Raw genomic sequence first — 18,687 nt, 5'->3', positions numbered from 1 at the left:
TTTTTCTCCGTTTTTCGTTGCAGTTTTCTTACTACTATTTTTTCGTTCCTATTTTCTCACTATACTACTCCATGTATCAAGACCAATCCGGCTTATCAAACTTAAATTTTAATCTGCAACACTTTTAATCCTTAAAACCGAATCTCACTTTTTGTCTTTGATCACGAGACTCGAATCTTACTTTTCATGCCCGCTTTCCGCAATAAACGACAATATTTTTTCTGTTTTCCTTTCACCGCTTTAACAATAATCTTTCCGGATTGACCAGATGAAAAGGCTTTTGTTCCAACTGTGCGTAATTTTTTACCGGAAATCACCAGTTTCTTTAACTTTTTATTTCCATAAAAAGATTTTGTACCGATCTTCGTCACCGATCTGCCCAATGAGGCAAATTTTAGCTTTCGGTTATAAGCAAATGCTTTATTTCCGATAGCTGTAACATGTTTACCAATGATCACTTTTCGAAGATTATTGTGTTTATAAAAAGCTTTGGAAGAGACTTTCACAACACGGTACTTCACACGATTCTTTGTGACACTAGCCGGAATACGCAACACCGATATAGATTTATCTGCTCCGGTAACCGTTACTGTCTTCTTCTTCACCGATAAAACCCGATACGTGATCTTACGTACGGTAAAGGTATCATTTTGCGCCTTTCCTAACTTCTTATCCGATCCTTGAAGAGGATTCTGAATAATTGTTTTATTCGGTGTCTGAGGCAGATTCGATGCTGAATTGTTTGGAACATTACTTGGCATTGGTGCAGCAGATACAGATGGGTCTAACGGTGTATCACTTGATGACGGATCGTCTGTTGTCGAAGGATCCATCGGCTCTACACTTGGTGACGGAATCTCAGAAGCTGATGGAAGTGTTGGCGTTGGCAAAACTGTCCGTTCACGTAAATATAGACAAAATGTTTTGTCTCCGTACATAGAACCGATTATACGGCGGATTATTTTATGTGTCTCATCTCCCTTTTCGTACCATCCGACAAACTCATAACGATCCGGTATATCTAATTGCACTGCTGTCGGCAGCAGAACTGTCCCGCCATACGTATAACATGGCGTCAACTCTTCCAATGCAATAACATCATCGTAATCTCCAAAATCATATGTGATCGTATAACTCTTTTTATTGGTGGTCCATTTTCCATACAACGTCATATTTTCAGATACAGAAATTCGTTCTCCAGCATCACAGAATCTCGCATCCAGTTCTTTTGATGTATACCAGCCATCAAAGCAATATCCTTTTTCTTCCGGAGTGAACGCTTCTGTTTCTTTGCCGTGAGTTACAAATTGTTCTTCAATCTGACCATCTAACCAATAACATACACTATGTTGAGGAACTAGTGTCATATCATCCATCACTGAAAAAGGGAGGTCACCAGAATAATTCATACCGTTTTCACTGGAATATCTGGCAACATTTCCTACACCTTCCAGTTCCGTAGGAAGAGTGATCTCCTCTTCATAAATACACTCTTTCTCATAATATGGTTTCTCAGTTTCAGACATAACAATAACACGATATGTTTTTCTTTGGAGATGAATGGTCACCTCTGTGGAACCATCCCGTCGAATTGTTGTATTAAGAGCATTACTATCAACCACCTTAAATCCATGAAATACTTTCTCCAGTGAATCCATTTCATAAAAGTCAAACAAAGCCTGTCTGACCGAACAATTAGTCTCTCCCTGCAGATGAAGCACTTCTTCGATTTCTTTGTCGCCTGCAACATTTGTTTTACATAACCGAATCCGAAACGGTGTATCGGTTGCTGTTTTCCACACTCCATATAACGTATGATCTCCTTCTGTATCAAATACATTCTTAAGGTCATCTCCGGTATGATAACGTTTGCCACTTCCATCACGCTTCATACTCCAACCCGCGAACGTATAACCCGCCAACTTATATTTATTGTCTGGAATCAAGCATTCACTTTCATATTGGTAAAAAATGGGATTCATCGTTCCGCTTACTGCATCTTCTTCCTCCTCAAAATTGGCATCGAATATAATATTACCTTGTACCGGTCTCCAAACAGCATACATTCGGATCACCTCATCTTTAACCCGATAAAGGCTTTCTAATCGATCTCCCGCCTGGTAACAGCCTGCATCTTCTCTATCCATAAATTTCCAGCCAACAAACTGATACCCTTTCTTGTCACTGGTACATTCCGGCATATCCAATTCTTCATCATATGCATATTCTTTTTCTATAACAACTTCATTGGAATGATCGTCCAACATATACTTAACCTTATAACTATCCGGTTTCCATACCGCATACAAAATCTGATCATGATTTGGTATATGATACGTTTCTCCTGCCTTGATGTATATTTGTGTACTACCGCGATCTGCTGTCCATCCTAAAAATTCGCAACGCTCTTTCTTCGGTGTTTCCTTAGGAATTGTGATCGTCTCTTCATATTTTCCTTTCAATTCCCTGTATTCTGCCGGCAGGCTTCCACCTTCCAAATGGAACTGCAGTGAATAGGAATTACGACGATAATATACGGACAGCACAAGACTTCCGTCTCCTTTAATACGTCCGGATAATGTCGACGATGTCGCATCAATATAGTATCCGGGATATAATTGCTCCACATTCTCAACAGAAATCTCTTTACCGGTATAACCATGAAAAGCATACGAAGCTGCTTTTTCAAAAAGTCCATCGAGTTTTTCTTTGTAATATTCAACATGATACTCTACAACATCTGCTTTCCAGATTGCATACAATGTTGTATCTTCAGAAAATGAAAACGCAGACTGTCCCTGCACCGCATTGGGATCTGTAGACCATCCTGCGAATTGATATCCCATGCGATTTGGCATCTTTTGCACGGTATAAGCAGCTTCGCCCCAATGTGCATACCATTGTTTTGTCCCGGAACAATCCAAAAGATTTAAAAATGATGCTCCATTTTGAAACAGTACAGAACCATCTTCTTTGTCTGACCACCCCTCAAAAGGACATGCAATAGATATCTCATCGTCTCCAAATACAGCATCTTCTGCTTGCAGATCAAAACGAACTTTAATATTCCGTTTGAAAGAATTCAACGGCAACGTATAAGTCAAACCATACCGACATCCCTGCATCGGTTCCATTTCTCCTTCTGTCGCTCCATTACCATCAAATAACACATCATACGTGATCGGACTAAAATACCGATAGACCGTCGTTCCCTTTGTCAAAACACGATCTGAGGTATCCGAACGATATACATATCCCAAATAATACGCTCCTTCTTCGGTATTATCACCCACCAGTTCTCCTCCGGAAATAAATTTCTGATAAGGACACTGTATCTGATGCGAACCTAAAACAACATCTTTTGCTGCCGTTGATTTTACAACATCTACAACTGTCACTGCATAATCGGCATAATCAAAAAAACGATAAACAATTGTCTGTGCCGTACCGACTGACTGTCTCGTTGCACCAATATAACGTACACCTTCGTAATATGTATCCGGTAACGGCACACTTCCTCTGGACGCACCGTCTGCTGTCGTGGCATATTCCTGCATCCATTCTGTTCTCCCAAGCTCAATGCCCTTACTATCCCGTATCTTATCAATACATATCACGGAATACTTATTTTTTGTCAACGTGTATCTGGCATAGAGTGTCTTATTCACAGGCAGCAAAGAACCCTCTTCGTATTTTGTTCCTCCCTGCTTTTGGTCATACCAGCCTTCCAGATCCATCGTATATCCTGTCGGTGCACACAGTTTTGGCAGTTTATACAAATAATAATGAGAACCATCAAAAAATGCCGTGCCGACCTGCTCAACAGCGCAACTGCCCGTATTGATAGCAATTTTCTTTTGAGAAACATCAATAGTTTGTGCCGGATAGATCGTGTATTCATAAGATGTGCCTGTTGCTACATGTTCGCATACAGAAATCACCTCTCCATTCCCTCGAAGAGCATGCAGCAGAGAATCCTTCTGTTTTGCTAACTGCTCTTGTGTTTGAAAAGAATACTGCGTCGTCCTTGAAGTTTCTGTACCTCGTACGATTTTACGTGTAACAACCGAATACTCTTCCGGCAATTTCTTAGACATATAATTACGCATCATACCCGTAATAATGCCAAAACGTGGAGAGGTATACCCCAATATATTAATTGAGGAATAAGAATGCATCTTCGAACCAAACTGTCCCTGCTCTCCGTCCACTTCTGTTCCAATATACTTCCACGTACCATCTGCAGTTTTGTTCCAAGTATCTGCAGCATAGGTAATGACATCATAACCAAGCGATTGCTTTAATCGCACTTTCACACCAACAACCGATACAGATGGATCTGCTGATTGTTCCAATTCATTTTGATACGTTCCTATCTTGTCCTGATCGTAAATGACATTCTTTTCCAATGTGCTTTGTGCAGATGCCGCTTTCTGCTCAACCGTAAGCAGTCCGGTCAGGCAAAAAAACATTATAACCATTATTTTCGCTGTTCTGGTCATTTTCCCTCCATTCCAAACAGCTTACATACGTATTTTTATATCCCATATTATTAATAATTATATCGTATAACTCAAAAAAATCTATTGATAAATATTACAAAAAAACAGAGAATAACGTGTGATTATTCTCTGTTTTGTACAATATCATTCATATGTTACTTCTCGGTTTCCTTTTTTGAATACCGAGAAAGTTCTATAGAAATATTCTTTTTAAGGGTAGTCCATGCATCTTTATGTTTCACATAATATTTCGGGCACATCTTTCCCGTCACATCATAATGCCTGATGATATCAGACGTATCCATCCCATAGTTTCCGCATAACCAGGCACACAACTGGATCAAAGCGGTCTGTGTAGCCGCAGAAAACTTGCCAGATTTATTTGGATGACAACATTCAATAGAAACCGTATCTTTATTGCGATCATTTGATGCATACGAAATCTCATCCAGCGGAATACACTGTACGATCGTCCCATCCAAGCCAATGATAAAGTGACTGCTCACTTTATATTTTGTCTGATCCGGCTTGTCCTTTCGACTTTCGAAATAATTACGGTTTGCCATCGCATCAGTACCGGGATTCGCTGTATAATGAACAACGATTCCATTGACTTTTTTTAGCTTAGTCTGTGGTCTGGAATTTTTATTAGGAGTAAGAAGCGCAGGACGTATTTCCGGCTTGGTAACCTTGACAAACAACGCCTGTCTTTCTTTCTCTTCCTGCTTTCTCCATTGCTCTGCCCGAATCGACTGGTAGGCCGTCAAACTGCCTGTAAGCAGTAACAACACAACTAATGTGACAGCACTGATCAGCGCAATCTGACGCTTCATTTGTAATTTTTGCCTTGCAGTCCATTTCTTCATCGGTCATTCACTTCTTAATTTCCTTCAATGCTATAGTTTGGTGCTTCCTTTGTAATGTGAATGTCATGTGGATGACTCTCTTTCAAAGAAGCAGCGGAAATCTTAACAAACCGAGATGTTTCCTGCAATGTAGGAATATCCTGTGCTCCACAGTAACCCATACCGGACCGGATACCACCGATCAACTGGAATACGGTGTCCTCCACAGTTCCTTTGTATGCCACACGTCCTTCTACACCTTCTGGAACAAGCTTCTTAGCATCTGTCTGGAAATAGCGGTCTTTACTACCATTCTCCATTGCTGCAATAGATCCCATTCCACGATAAACTTTATATTTACGTCCTTGGAACAGCTCGAATGTTCCAGGGCTTTCATCACATCCTGCAAAGATACTTCCCATCATGCAGACACTCGCTCCGGCTGCCAAGGCCTTTGTCATATCTCCGGAATACTTGATACCGCCATCTGCAATGATCGGTACATCATACTTTTTAGCTGCCTCATAAGCATTCATGATCGCTGTCATCTGTGGTACACCAATACCTGCTACAACACGTGTTGTACAAATAGATCCCGGTCCTATTCCAATCTTAACACAGTCAGCACCGGCTTTGATCAAAGCTTCTGTTCCCTCAGCCGTTGCCACATTACCGGCAATGATCTGAAGATCCGGATAAGCTTCACGGATCATCTTGACACAACGAAGCACGTTTGCACTATGTCCATGTGCAGAATCCAACACGATACAGTCAACATGCTTTTCTACCAAAGCAGCTACACGATCTAATACGTTTGCTGTAATACCAACTGCAGCACCACAAAGAAGACGTCCCTGAGAGTCTTTGGCTGCCAACGGATATTTGATCTGCTTCTCTATATCCTTGATCGTGATAAGTCCTGTCAGATTGCCCTCTTTATCTACCAATGGAAGCTTTTCTTTGCGGGAAGCTCCCAGGATTTTCTTAGCTTCCTCTAACGTAATTCCCTGCTCTGCAGTGATCAAACCTTCTGAAGTCATAACTTCACTGATCTTCTTCGTATAATCTGTCTCGAACTTAAGATCGCGGTTTGTAATAATACCAACTAATTTCTTACCCTCTGTGATCGGCACACCGGAAATACGAAATTTTGCCATTAAACGGTTAGCATCTTCCAATGTATGCTCTGGAGATAAATAAAATGGATCTGTGATAACACCATTCTCCGAACGTTTTACCTTGTCTACCTCATCAGCCTGTGCCTCAATAGACATATTCTTGTGAATAATTCCAATACCACCCTGTCTTGCCATCGCAATTGCCATGCGATACTCTGTTACCGTATCCATTCCTGCACTCATCATAGGAATGTTCAACTGAATCTTCTTGGTCAAATTTGTCTTCAATGATACCTGATTCGGAATTACCTCCGAATACTGTGGAACTAATAATACGTCGTCAAAGGTTACGCCATCACCGATTATCGTACCCATTTTTGTTTTCCTCCTTATGCATGTTTATTCTTTAAAATATTTTGAAAAGTATACGCCATTCCATTACGTTTGTCAACTCTGAATTTTACTTCTTGCTTTTGCTTTCATATTGTTCAAAAGTGTTTCATCCGGCGTGAAACGTATCCGTACACTGTTTCCATCATCTCCACGGTATACCGCTATATAATGCCTGTCCTTGTCAAATCCGGAAGAGCAGTCCTTTAACGGTATCTGCTGATACGAATCTAAAGCATGTGACTGTTCCGGTGCCACAATATCAACCTTTTCTAAATCAATCTTCTGTATATTGACACGCTGCTCACCACCATATATTGCATCAAAATCAATCTGTCCGTCTACAAACACATACTCATACGCAGTCTGTTTCTTAGGCAGAAGTACGATCATTACCGCATCAATTACTACAACAAAAAAAAGAAGCAGCGCACTATGCAACACCAATAGATCAACAATAGGCAAAATGATACATATTGCAATCATCAGGTTACGCTTCTGTCTGCGTTCCTTCGGCATCATGGCCTCTAAATAGGTCTCTGAATATAATGGTTCCATATCTCAATCTCCATTCTACGTTCGGTACAATAATATTGTAACAAATTTACATTATTTTCTCAAGAGTGTCCCTTGAAAAAATAATATACCTCTGATTTCTCTGTATATTGAAAAAATAACTGCTCTTTTGCAATCCTTTGGGATCTGCAAAAGAGCAGCCTATTCAGAACATAAATTATGCTCTATATACTACAACGATATACTTTGAAGGATCCGGATTACATCATACCCATTCCGCCTGCTCCTCCTGCCGGCATTGCTGGAACATCCTCTTTGATCGTTGATACTACAGATTCTGTTGTAAGAAGTGTAGATGCAACACTTGTTGCGTTCTGTAATGCACTTCTTGTAACTTTAGCAGGATCTACGATACCAGCCTTAACCATGTCAACATACTCTTCTGTCAATGCGTTGAAACCAACACCTTCGTCAGATTCACGTACTTTGTTGATAATAACAGCACCTTCCAAACCTGCATTGTATGCAATTGTTGTAAGCGGAGCTTCCAGTGCTTTCAAGATAATGTTGGCACCGGTCTTTTCATCTCCTTCCAAGTTAGCTGCCATAGCTGCAACCTTCTTAGATGCATGAATGTATGCAGATCCACCACCGGAAATGATACCTTCTTCAACAGCTGCTTTTGTTGCTGCTAAAGCATCTTCCATACGAAGCTTAGCTTCCTGCATCTCTGTTTCTGTAGCTGCACCAACACGAACAACTGCAACACCGCCGGCAAGTTTTGCAAGTCTCTCCTGCAATTTCTCACGGTCAAAATCAGATGTTGTCTCCTCAATCTGTGCACGGATCTGAGATACTCTTGCCTCAATCGCTGCCTTATCGCCTTCACCATCAACGATAACAGTATTCTCTTTCTGAACTTTTACAGATTTTGCACGACCACACTGTGCTAATGTGGTATCTTTTAATTCCAATCCAACTTCCTCGGAAATCACAGTACCACCTGTCAAAATAGCAATATCCTCAAGCATTGCTTTTCTACGGTCACCATAACCAGGAGCCTTAACTGCAACAACATTTAATGTACCACGCAGACGGTTCAGAACTAAGGTTGTCAATGCCTCGCCCTCTACATCCTCTGCAATGATCAATAATTTGGCACCAGCCTGCATAGACTCTTCCAAAAGTGGCAAGATTTCCTGAATATTGGAGATCTTCTTATCTGTGATCAAAATATATGGATTATCAAGATTTGCTTCCATCTTATCCATATCTGTTGCCATATATGCGGAAACATAACCACGATCAAATTGCATACCTTCTACGAGGTCAAGTTCTGTCTTCATGGTCTTAGACTCTTCAATTGTAATAACTCCATCGTTAGAAACCTTTTCCATTGCATCTGCAACCATCTCTCCAACAGAATCATCTCCTGCAGAAATTGCTGCAACTCTTGCAATCTGATCTTTACCGGTTACTTTAGAACTCATCTGTGCGATCGCATCTACTGCACAATCACAAGCCTGCTTCATTCCTTTGCGAAGAATGATTGGATTAGCACCTGCTGCTAAGTTCTTCATTCCTTCGTTGATCATTGCCTGTGCAAGTACGGTAGCTGTTGTAGTACCATCTCCGGCAACATCATTTGTCTTAGTAGCAACCTCTTTTACAAGCTGTGCTCCCATATTTTCAAAACCATCTTCTAACTCAATATCTTTTGCGATCGTAACACCATCGTTTGTGATCAATGGAGCCCCAAAAGATTTGTCTAGAACAACGTTTCTTCCTTTTGGTCCCAATGTAACTTTAACAGTATCTGCTAATTTATTTACGCCCGCTTCCAATGCGGCTCTGGCATCTGCACCAAATTTAATCTCTTTTGCCATTTTAGATTCCTCCTTAATCAACTACTTTTGCTACAATATCATTCTGACGAACTACAATAAACTCTTCGCCGTCTAATTTTACTTCTGTGCCGGCGTACTTGGAATAAATTACTTTATCACCAACTGCAACCTGCATCTCAACCTCTTTACCATCTACAATTCCGCCAGGTCCAACTGCAATGATCTCCGCCTGCTGTGGTTTCTCCTGTGCGTTACCCGGTAATACAATTCCTGATTTTGTTGTCTCCTCTGCTTCGAGCTGCTTTAATACGACTCTGTCTCCTAAAGGTGCTAACTTCATTCTAAAAACCTCCTTTTTGATTTCCTGTTACTAGCACTCGCTATATTCGAGTGCTAACCATATGCATAATATATTTCATTTTCTTTGGATATGCAATATAGAGCGTTTCTGTATTTTTGTCTATTTTCATATTATTCTTTTATTTTCTTTCTTATTCTCTTATTTTCTCACTTTTTGTATTTTCTTACTTTCCCTTTTCTTTTTCCCGCAATTCCTGTAAAATATAAGAAAAAGAAAATAACGCCGTACGATCAGACACAGTAAAAGAGCGCAGCGTTAGGAATGGAGGAAAATACTTGAAAGAACAATTGTTTACGATTCCTGTCGGAGATGCATTCCGCACCGACTGCGAATGCCCGGTCTGTAAATTATATGAAGATCTTGAAAAAGAATCCATTGAGTTTGTCATGGGACCAAGCTATATGGAAGATGATGTCCGTATGGAAACCAATGAAACTGGATTTTGCAGCCACCATATTCAAAAAATGTACGGATATCAGAATCGTCTGGGGCTCGCTTTAATGCTTCATACTCATATGAAACGCACAAATGATCGCATTGAAACATTACTAAAATCACAAACATCTCCTAAAAAAGGATTATTTGGAAAAAAAGAAACCGATCCTCTGACAGAGTATTTAGAAACGCTGGAAAATTCCTGCTATGTCTGTAACCGTATGCATCGAATCTTTGATCGTTATCTTGACACTGTACTCTACTGTTATGATAAAGATTCAGATTTTCGGGCAGTTTTTCAACAGGGAAAGGGTGTTTGTACCAAGCACTATGCAGATCTGCGCACTGCAGCCTGCACCAAATGGTCCGGTAGGAAATTAGATACTTTTTTGGATGATCTCAACCGCCTATACTTGGATAATATGAAGCGTGTGACAGATGATCTGGAGTGGTTTACCGATAAATTTGATTATCGAAACGAAAATGCACCATGGAAAAATTCTAAAGATGCACTACCAAGAAGTATTATAAAAACAAATCATACCATTATTGCAGAATAATCTGCTTTATTTCAAGCAGACAGATAACATTGCATATCATTTGCGACATATACGCATAAAAAAGCAAAGCCAGCGCTTTGCAAGAATTGCTAAAGCAATTCTTGTTGGCTTCCCTCTGCGCTACGAGCATTTTCCTATACCCTAAAAAAAGGACATCACAGGTTTTCCGTGATGTCCTCATTTTTTTATGTAACATTGCGAATATGAAACAATTTAATGTTTTACTTTGGACAAGCGTTCCACATCCTTTTCAACCATATCTTTAAGATCTCTCGCCTTGTTCTTAATGCGCTCATTCGCGCCGCGGCTTGTAAGTACACTGGAAATCCACCGTTTTGATTCGTCAAAATGTCCAATTCTACGACAAAGATCTGCGATCAAATACATCATCGTGATCTCATCCATGCCACACATTGGAAACGTTTCCTTGCTATATGCAGATTTAAATCCCTCACAAGCATTTTTGAGCAATTCTAACTCCTGCTTTTTTAATTCTATGATCTGTGTCTGATAGTCTTTACTATCTTTTGGAAGATTTTCTGCTTTGCCACGGTATAGCCATGCCATTTTCAGACAAGTATATGCTTTTTCGCTTGTCTTAGCCTTTTTGACAACAGCATTTGCAAGTGCAAGCTGATGTCTCATAATTGCGTCATCGTAAGAATATGTACTTGCCGATGTGTCGATTCCCTTAAAATTAGCCGTGATGTTTTCACGAATCATCTTAGCCTGTGCAGGAAGCATAAACTTAAAGAATCTGCTTAATGCAGCATAGCCACAGTGTGGACACACTAATGCATCATATTTTAACGAATCAACCATCTGATATTTTGGTCGCAGATCACTGTCCGCCGACAATAACTTTACCTTACCGGTACGCACCATTTTTGAATGAAATTCCTCATCACATACCGGACAAGTAAATGATTTATCAAACAATAAATCTTCTTCTTGAATCTGTGGCTTTTGATCCTTTTTCGGATGTTCGACTGCATCTCTTTTCTTTTCTTCTTCGAAAACATCCATTTTTTCCAGCTTACCTAAGCCAAATTTTTCCAAACCTGAAAATAACCCCATGTCGCTTTTGCCTCCTTATTTTGGACGATATGAACTCTTTAACGATACAATGCGGTTAAAAACGAGATGATCCTCTGTAGAATCTTTGGAATCTACACAGAAATATCCCTGACGCACAAACTGAAAACTATCCATAGGTTTTGCTTCTGCTAACGCTGGCTCCACATAGCAATTTTCAAGTATTGTCAACGAGTTTGGATTAACATTTATGGTTCCATCCTCATTGTACACGCCCTTTTCCTCATCGACAATATTTTCGTATAAACGAACTTCTGCCCTCTCGGCTGTCTCGGCACATACCCATTGAATGGTTCCTTTTACCTTTCTTCCCGTAAAACCGCTTCCGCTCTTAGTCTCCGGATCATACGTACAATGAATCTCTGTCACATTCCCGTCATCATCTGTAATATAATCGGTACAAGTTACAAAATATGCATTCATCAATCGAACTTCATTGCCCGGATACAAACGGAAATACTTTTTCGGCGGTTCGATCATAAAATCAGCACGATCAATATATAATTCGCGTCCAAATGGCACCTTACGGGTTCCCATTTCCTCATTTTCCTGATTGTTTGCAACGTCCAGATATTCAATCTCATTTTCCGGATAATTTGTAATAACAAGCTTGACCGGATCAAGAACCGCCATCATACGCGGACGTTTCATCTTGAGATCCTCCCGGATACAATACTCAAGCATGGCATAATCAGAAGAGCTCTGTGCTTTTGATACACCAGACAACTCCATAAAATTACGGATAGATTCCGGTGTAAAACCACGGCGGCGCAGCGCAGCGATCGACACGAGACGTGGATCATCCCATCCATCTACAATACCATCTTCTACTAACTTCTTAATGTAACGCTTACCGGTTACAACATTCGTCAAATATAATTTTGCAAACTCAATCTGCTTTGGCGGGTTCTCAAACTCCAATTCACGAACTACCCAGTCATACAACGGTCTATGATCTTCAAATTCCAACGTGCAGATCGAATGTGTCACACCCTCGATCGCATCTTCGATCGGATGTGCGAAATCATACATCGGATAAATACACCACTTGTCTCCGGCATTATGATGATGCATTCTTGCCACACGATAAATAACCGGATCACGCATATTCATGTTCGGAGAGGACATATCAATCTTGGCACGAAGTACACATGATCCATCCTCAAACTCACCATTGCGCATGCGTTCAAACAGATCCAAGTTCTCTTCAACAGAACGATCTCGATATGGACTATTCTTTCCGGCCTCTTTGAGTGTACCACGATATTCACGCATCTGCTCAGCATTAAGATCACACACAAATGCTTTTCCCTTTTTGATCAGCTTTACTGCGCATTCATACATCTGATCAAAATAGTCGGATGCAAAAAAGACCATTTCCTTATCCAGATCACCACAGATCCAGCGAACATCTTCCATGATCGACTCAACAAATTCTGCTTTCTCTTTCATCGGATTGGTGTCGTCAAAACGAAGATGAAAATCTCCGCCATATTCCTTTGCCAGACCCGAATTCAAAATAATAGATTTCGCATGTCCAATATGCAGATAACCATTTGGCTCCGGTGGAAAACGCGTCACAATTTTGCTATAGACGCCGTCTTCTAAATCCTTATCAATTATATTTTCAATAAAATTACGGGAAACAACTGTTTCCTTTTCATGATCATCCTTGATATCCTCTGGGTTACTCACTTTTATCCATTCCTCCTTAATTATCATATGACCACTGCTTATCTAACCATTCGCTAACACAGCCATATTATCATTGCCTACTATCATATCACATTCTTTCCAAGAAGTAAAATAATATCTACCTCCGGCTTATCTTCAGCTTATGCAACCTTCCTCTGTGCAGTGATCGCATTCTCGCAGAGTATTTTTTAGATTATAAGAATCGAAAAGTTTCCTCTAAAAATAAAAAGGACAGTGTATTGCATCATACGCTGTCCTAATCCATCTTCTTATTTGAATCGATGTCCACCCAAGCGAAATTTTGCATTTGGAAGTCCAACACTAAAGAAACGAACCCCTTTCATGCTACGTGTCTTACCTTTGATCTTGACGATCGTCTGACCGTTCAAAGCTGTTTTCGCCGCCTTAATACATGATTTCCACTGTCTGGAACGAATCTTTCCGGCATCATACTGTGCTAATTTTTTGCGAAGCATACCATTACGTACCGGTGAAAACTGTCCACGCTGATAGATCACTTTACGAATGGTATTTGGAAACTGCTTAGATCTTACGCGGTTCATTACAACTATACCAACAGCAACCTGTCCCTGATAGCTTTCACCGCCTGCTTCACAGTTAATAATACTTGCCATAAGTCTCAAGTCTGATTTCTTGTACTTAGCTCGTGTTTTCTTAACTTTTGATTTTTTGGTCTTCTTAGACTTAGCGATTGTTTTCTTTACCTGTTTTGTTCTTGCCGGTGTCTTCGTAACAACCGGCTGCTTTGTTGCAACCGGAGCACTGGACACGACCGGCACACTCATTGTCTCTGTATTATTCTCTGTTGTATTTTCTGAAACAGTCACTGCACTGTCAGCAGAAACGGTTGTCTGTTGTACGAGCCCGAAGCTGAACAACATTCCAATCATCAGTACAAACATTGCAAATTTCTTAAACATAAATAATCCCCATTCCGCCACTTATAAAGCAGCAAATTTTGTTGCGAAATTAATACAATTTCTTAACATTTATGTAACAATTATATCATGTTTTCTGAAAAATGCAAGTCGTTTTACAAATTTGTTACAAAATTGTTACATCGCACCCGCAAATTCACCGGATACAATGCTTTTATAGGCGATCGATCCTCCAAACAGATCCAATGCGCTACCGATAGTATAATCCACCGTTTCATTCGCAGCTTTTGCAATATACTGTAAATCCTGCGGACTGTGTATACCACCTGCATAAGTCATTGGACACCCTTGAAATTGGCCCATTCGCTGGATCACCTGCTTTTCAACTCCTGAAGTTTTCCCTTCAACATCAACAGCATGCACTAGAAATTCATCACAATATTCCGACAGCATTTCTAATGTTTCGACAGAAAAATGCTGTTTTGTAACCTTCTGCCAACGGTCTGTCACAATATAATAGTCATCTTGAACAAACCGGCAGCTAAGATCCAACACCAAATGTTCTCGTCCTACCAGGGATACTAATTGTTTCAGATGATCCCAATCGATCCTGCCATCCCGAAACACAAAAGACGTAACGATCACATGACTTGCCTGCATATCCAAAAAGGACTCCGCATTTTGTAAGTTCACACCACCGCCAATCTGCAGCCCCCTCGGAAACGCTGTCAATGCTTCTTTTGCCTGTGCCAGATCTGCTTCATAATATTCACTATCCGCTTTATTTAATAAAATAATGTGTCCCCCTGTCAGTCCATCTTCACGATACATATTGGCGTAAAAGGCAGCATCGTATTCAGACACAAAGTTATCCTCTGCCTGATTTCCGCGGTCACTCAATGTCCCGCCGACAATCTGCTTAACCGATCCATTGTGAATATCTATACACGGTCTAAATTTCATATTGATCCTACCTTCCTGTTATCCAATAGCATTTATATAATACATGAGAACACATCGTATCTTCTGTCTGATGCAAATTTATTTAGTAATCTTCTTTGCAATATCCCGATATGTGTCATCCGGCGAGATAGAAAACGATCCCACCGTGATATTTTGACTGTATCCATTACGATTCATGTAATTATCAAACGATTCGGCATCATCAATAATTCCCAGCCGCTCTAGTTTTTTGCTAACAGTCTGTGACATATCACCCGATACGATCTTTAACTTTTTAGCAGAACTTTTGACTTCTTTCTCCATCTTCTTTTTCTCATTCTGCATAGTTTTATCATTGTCAATAGATTTCTTAGTTGAAGCTTTCTTGGTTTGCGTGTCATTTCCTGAATCTCCCAATGGTTCCGGCGTTGGCACTTTGGATGGATCTTCACTAGCGGCCGGCTCTATGCTCTGCACCGGCTTTTGCGTTGCAGCAGCGTCCGTCTGTTCCGGCTCTTTCGTTGCTTTCTGCTCCTGATCTTTGGATTTTAACGCCAATGCGTTGCTATCAGAGGTTTCATAGACCATACCAAGTTTCTTTGCGCGAGCTACCACCTGCGCATCCGATGTTCTGAGCAAACACGAAATGCCCAAAATAACTGTCGCGAAAAGGACACCGGCTCCAAAACCTCTCCAAAATGTTTTTTTATGTTTCATCTGTTTTTCCTCCATGATCGCTCTCAATGCTATGCGTACATATCTAATACAAATTTGACCTCGCCCTGTCCCATTTCTAACATTTTAGAAATCTCTAAGATGGAATATCCCTTGTCATGAAGTGCGAGTATCTCCTCATTATGATTAACTTTTTTCTCTTCTTTCTGCATAGAAAATTCTTCGTCAAAAGCCTGTCTCTCTTTGTCACTCAGCTTTTGCAGATCATAATCTTCCTCTGAAAGATCACTATCAGACTGTTCGTTACCGGTCTTTTTTGCATCTTTTCCACTTACCTCTACCGGATCCACAATGTCCTTCACATTTTGATAAGACTTTGCAAGTTCATCCTGAAACTGAACTTTCGAGGAATCTGCTTCGTGAATCAGTTTTTGAATCTCTGCCTGTTTCTCATTTAACATATCATACAAAAATACAACTTCTGCATGATTTTTCTCAATTTTATCAATCACTTGATCTGAATATTCGCTGATCCCCATAATCTTTTCGTTTGAGATCGTATTCATTTTTTCCGATGTATCCTCTAGTTTCTCTTCCTGTTTGCGTGTGATTTCTTCATTAAACTGCTCTATTTTATGACGGAGCTGCTCCATCTGATCCTGCCCATCAACAACACTTTTAATATCTGAACTCTCCACACCATCCGTAATTTTTGTGCTATAAATAATAGCACCAAGTCCAATCACGATCATTACTATTTCCAAAAAAATCATTTTACTTTTTCTACCTTTCTTCTCAAATGCGCATGTCAAAATGCGGTTCTTTTTTCGTTTCTTTCTTGTTGTCAGACGAATTATTCTTTTGTTTGCCCGAATGCTTCTGTCTACGCTTACGCTCTTCATCATCATAACGATTCGGCTCATTTTCCGCCTTAGCCCTGCGTATCGTCTGCTCCGACTGATTCTTAACTGACTGTTGGAACTGCGCCGCCATCTCCTGCTGACCATGTTCGTAACGAATCTGTTCTGCATTTTGTATTTGTGATATTTCTTGTGATTTCGGTGGCATCGAAACATAATCAAGTGTTAATGACATAATGATCACTCATCCTTTCCAGCTGCAGGCAATAAGCTACAGGTATCCCTTTTCATTGTGTGTTGTTCACAAAAACAAACTTGACGGATAGATCAGATCGCACGTACGCGTATTTCTGCTCCATCGCGAACAAATGCGCTATGTTTAGTTTCATTATGGATGAAACTGGACACATTTGCAATGGTCATTTTCACACCAGGATATGCAACTTCAGATATAACAATACGTCCACCATTTTGTGTGGATTCAATTTCTTCCTCCAGCTCATCGTATTCCTCCGACATCTGCACAATCAGTGGTCCAATCTCCTGAACACGCTTTGCCGATGATTTTAACAATGTTAATTTATCCTCATCGAGCTTGCCGTTAGATTTCAGGCGTTTTTTGAGAATATCAATATTTTGCAACAGTGTATCACGTTCTGCAGAAATTTTTTCCATATCCCTTTCAATACATCGATAGCGCTCTAAAAGCGTGGGATCTATTCCAATCTCCAGTTCCGTCTGGGTCCCCATGGTAGATCCTGCTGTCTTCATCGTGATCTTGAGCCCCGAATGGATCTTTCCGCCGACGATCAATCCGCGCTTGCCATTGACAATAATTTCATCTGCAGCCTCCACATCACTGTGCATGATCGCATCGGTGATAATTCTTCCACTTGCATGTACCTTGGAACTTTCAATAAAATTAGAAATGATATCTCCCCCGGCCCTCATAACGCCTTTTTCCATGCCTTGCATTCCACGCTTTATGACAATTTTACCACCACTGATTAAAGTTGCTCCCTCAACCGCACCATTTACCGTAATATCTCCGGTTGCTTTTACCGTGTAACCGGTCAACACATTACCCCTCACCTCAACGCTGCCATCATAATCAATATCTCCGGTGGATGTCCCGACATCTGCCGGAACTTCATAGACATTGGAAACAAACACGGTATCATTCACCAGTGTAACATTTCCGGCACAATCCGCATACATTTCCAACTGATCTTCTGATAAGTGTATGTTTTTACCATGCTTGAGTACAACTGGCGTTAATTTTGCAGGTTGTATCACATTTCCGCGAACGTCCGTTCCCGGAATCGGTGCTGTTTCCGGCGTCAACGTTGCAAGAAGCTGTCCCTTTTCAACACGCTCGATCATATCCAGCCTATGAAAATCTACCGAACCATCTTCCTTCATCGTTGGAGTGTTCGTTTTCTGTACATCAAAATGATATGTGATACTAGCGCACTTTCCCTGCACCGGAAGCACAGCTTTTGCGATCAATACATCCGTACAGTATAGTTCTGCCTTAAGAAGCAATGTAAGGTTTTGCATTAAAATGCCGTGATGCACATCATTCTGTGCAAGCAGAGATAACACATTTTCTTCGGTCAGACGTGATCCCTTATCAGAGGACGGATACAATCGGATCTTTGCCAGATAACTATGCGGATCTATTGTAATACGTACCATTTCATTCTCTGGCAACGCCTCAGAATTATCCGATACTTTCAAAAGTGTCTGACCTATAACTGAACGCTGCACAAAGTCCTGAACTTCCAACGAAGAGACATTTTCTGCGTATTTTTTCTGATCTAAATACCAGATCACGTCGTCTACAGAAAGCTCTTTTCCACCTTCTTGTGATACAAAACTCTGCAAAAAAATGCCATCTGCTTTGTGTATTAGTCGAAAATATGCATTTCTTTTCATATTCACACT

At 40.5% G+C, this 18,687-nt stretch carries 15 protein-coding genes; 1 reads left to right on the top strand and 14 read right to left on the bottom strand.

What is annotated here, in order from left to right:
• Nucleotides 1-161: 161 nt before the first annotated feature.
• From DW981_RS00295 to DW981_RS00270, 6 genes are all read right to left on the bottom strand, one after another.
• Nucleotides 162-4,502 (bottom strand): InlB B-repeat-containing protein, encoded by a 4,341-nt coding sequence (locus DW981_RS00295; protein ID WP_118506362.1) that lies wholly within the window; start codon nt 4,500-4,502, stop codon nt 162-164.
• 155 nt (nt 4,503-4,657) lie between these two features.
• Nucleotides 4,658-5,368: a peptidoglycan recognition family protein gene (locus DW981_RS00290; protein ID WP_118506361.1), complete on the bottom strand. Its 711-nt coding sequence runs from the start codon at nt 5,366-5,368 to the stop codon at nt 4,658-4,660.
• A 14-nt stretch (nt 5,369-5,382) separates the two neighbouring features.
• A complete protein-coding gene (gene guaB, locus DW981_RS00285) occupies nt 5,383-6,840 on the bottom strand; it encodes an IMP dehydrogenase (protein WP_118506360.1) in 1,458 nt (485 codons plus the stop codon).
• A 72-nt stretch (nt 6,841-6,912) separates the two neighbouring features.
• Nucleotides 6,913-7,413: a hypothetical protein gene (locus DW981_RS00280; RefSeq protein WP_118506359.1), complete on the bottom strand. Its 501-nt coding sequence runs from the start codon at nt 7,411-7,413 to the stop codon at nt 6,913-6,915.
• Nucleotides 7,414-7,631: 218 nt separating this feature from the next.
• On the bottom strand, nt 7,632-9,257 hold the full coding sequence (gene groL, locus DW981_RS00275; RefSeq protein ID WP_022026209.1) for a chaperonin GroEL: 1,626 nt from the start codon (nt 9,255-9,257) through the stop codon (nt 7,632-7,634).
• A gap of 13 nt (nt 9,258-9,270) precedes the next feature.
• On the bottom strand, nt 9,271-9,558 hold the full coding sequence (locus DW981_RS00270; RefSeq protein ID WP_022026210.1) for a co-chaperone GroES: 288 nt from the start codon (nt 9,556-9,558) through the stop codon (nt 9,271-9,273).
• A gap of 296 nt (nt 9,559-9,854) precedes the next feature.
• Here DW981_RS00270 and DW981_RS00265 point away from each other — a divergent pair, with 296 nt between their 5' ends.
• Complete coding sequence (locus DW981_RS00265; RefSeq protein ID WP_022026211.1) at nt 9,855-10,574, top strand: DUF6062 family protein; 720 nt, start codon at nt 9,855-9,857, stop codon at nt 10,572-10,574.
• 213 nt (nt 10,575-10,787) lie between these two features.
• Here DW981_RS00265 and DW981_RS00260 read toward each other — a convergent pair whose 3' ends face one another.
• The 8 genes from DW981_RS00260 to DW981_RS00225 form a co-directional block, all read right to left on the bottom strand.
• The gene (locus DW981_RS00260; protein ID WP_022026212.1) at nt 10,788-11,651 is read right to left on the bottom strand and encodes a DUF2225 domain-containing protein; all 864 of its coding nucleotides are present in this window, start codon (nt 11,649-11,651) and stop codon (nt 10,788-10,790) included.
• A 15-nt stretch (nt 11,652-11,666) separates the two neighbouring features.
• Complete coding sequence (locus tag DW981_RS00255; protein ID WP_243034619.1) at nt 11,667-13,364, bottom strand: glutamine--tRNA ligase/YqeY domain fusion protein; 1,698 nt, start codon at nt 13,362-13,364, stop codon at nt 11,667-11,669.
• A 269-nt stretch (nt 13,365-13,633) separates the two neighbouring features.
• Complete coding sequence (locus DW981_RS00250; protein ID WP_022026214.1) at nt 13,634-14,305, bottom strand: cell wall hydrolase; 672 nt, start codon at nt 14,303-14,305, stop codon at nt 13,634-13,636.
• Between the two features lie 135 nt (nt 14,306-14,440).
• The gene (gene hisA, locus DW981_RS00245; protein ID WP_118506357.1) at nt 14,441-15,226 is read right to left on the bottom strand and encodes a phosphoribosylformimino-5-aminoimidazole carboxamide ribotide isomerase; all 786 of its coding nucleotides are present in this window, start codon (nt 15,224-15,226) and stop codon (nt 14,441-14,443) included.
• A gap of 78 nt (nt 15,227-15,304) precedes the next feature.
• Nucleotides 15,305-15,922 carry a hypothetical protein gene (locus tag DW981_RS00240; RefSeq protein ID WP_118506356.1) on the bottom strand — a complete coding sequence of 206 codons (618 nt, stop codon included), beginning with the start codon at nt 15,920-15,922 and terminating at the stop codon, nt 15,305-15,307.
• A gap of 29 nt (nt 15,923-15,951) precedes the next feature.
• On the bottom strand, nt 15,952-16,632 hold the full coding sequence (locus DW981_RS00235; RefSeq protein WP_147352571.1) for a DUF6115 domain-containing protein: 681 nt from the start codon (nt 16,630-16,632) through the stop codon (nt 15,952-15,954).
• A 43-nt stretch (nt 16,633-16,675) separates the two neighbouring features.
• Nucleotides 16,676-16,975: a hypothetical protein gene (locus DW981_RS00230; protein ID WP_022026218.1), complete on the bottom strand. Its 300-nt coding sequence runs from the start codon at nt 16,973-16,975 to the stop codon at nt 16,676-16,678.
• 92 nt (nt 16,976-17,067) lie between these two features.
• Entirely contained in the window at nt 17,068-18,678 is a 1,611-nt protein-coding gene (locus DW981_RS00225) for a FapA family protein (RefSeq protein WP_118506354.1), read from the bottom strand.
• Between the last annotated feature and the right edge of the window lie 9 nt (nt 18,679-18,687).

The sequence above is a fragment of the Clostridium sp. AM49-4BH genome (assembly GCF_003478335.1).
GTDB lineage: Bacteria > Bacillota > Clostridia > Lachnospirales > Lachnospiraceae > Butyribacter.
The sequence above is the reverse complement of the archived record's forward strand: the minus strand, read 5'-3'. Positions and strand labels throughout refer to the sequence as shown.

Bases quoted from the DNA above. Each gene is read 5' to 3' on its own strand.
- DW981_RS00240 (WP_118506356.1), bottom strand. From the start codon at position 15,922: ATGAAACATAAAAAAACATTTTGGAGAGGTTTTGGAGCCGGTGTCCTT.
- guaB (WP_118506360.1), bottom strand. From the start codon at position 6,840: ATGGGTACGATAATCGGTGATGGCGTAACCTTTGACGACGTATTATTA.
- hisA (WP_118506357.1), bottom strand. From the start codon at position 15,226: ATGAAATTTAGACCGTGTATAGATATTCACAATGGATCGGTTAAGCAG.
- DW981_RS00225 (WP_118506354.1), bottom strand. From the start codon at position 18,678: ATGAAAAGAAATGCATATTTTCGACTAATACACAAAGCAGATGGCATT.
- DW981_RS00290 (WP_118506361.1), bottom strand. From the start codon at position 5,368: ATGAAGAAATGGACTGCAAGGCAAAAATTACAAATGAAGCGTCAGATT.
- DW981_RS00230 (WP_022026218.1), bottom strand. From the start codon at position 16,975: ATGTCATTAACACTTGATTATGTTTCGATGCCACCGAAATCACAAGAA.
- DW981_RS00295 (WP_118506362.1), bottom strand. From the start codon at position 4,502: ATGACCAGAACAGCGAAAATAATGGTTATAATGTTTTTTTGCCTGACC.
- groL (WP_022026209.1), bottom strand. From the start codon at position 9,257: ATGGCAAAAGAGATTAAATTTGGTGCAGATGCCAGAGCCGCATTGGAA.
- DW981_RS00260 (WP_022026212.1), bottom strand. From the start codon at position 11,651: ATGGGGTTATTTTCAGGTTTGGAAAAATTTGGCTTAGGTAAGCTGGAA.
- DW981_RS00270 (WP_022026210.1), bottom strand. From the start codon at position 9,558: ATGAAGTTAGCACCTTTAGGAGACAGAGTCGTATTAAAGCAGCTCGAA.
- DW981_RS00235 (WP_147352571.1), bottom strand. From the start codon at position 16,632: ATGATCGTGATTGGACTTGGTGCTATTATTTATAGCACAAAAATTACG.
- DW981_RS00280 (WP_118506359.1), bottom strand. From the start codon at position 7,413: ATGGAACCATTATATTCAGAGACCTATTTAGAGGCCATGATGCCGAAG.
- DW981_RS00250 (WP_022026214.1), bottom strand. From the start codon at position 14,305: ATGTTTAAGAAATTTGCAATGTTTGTACTGATGATTGGAATGTTGTTC.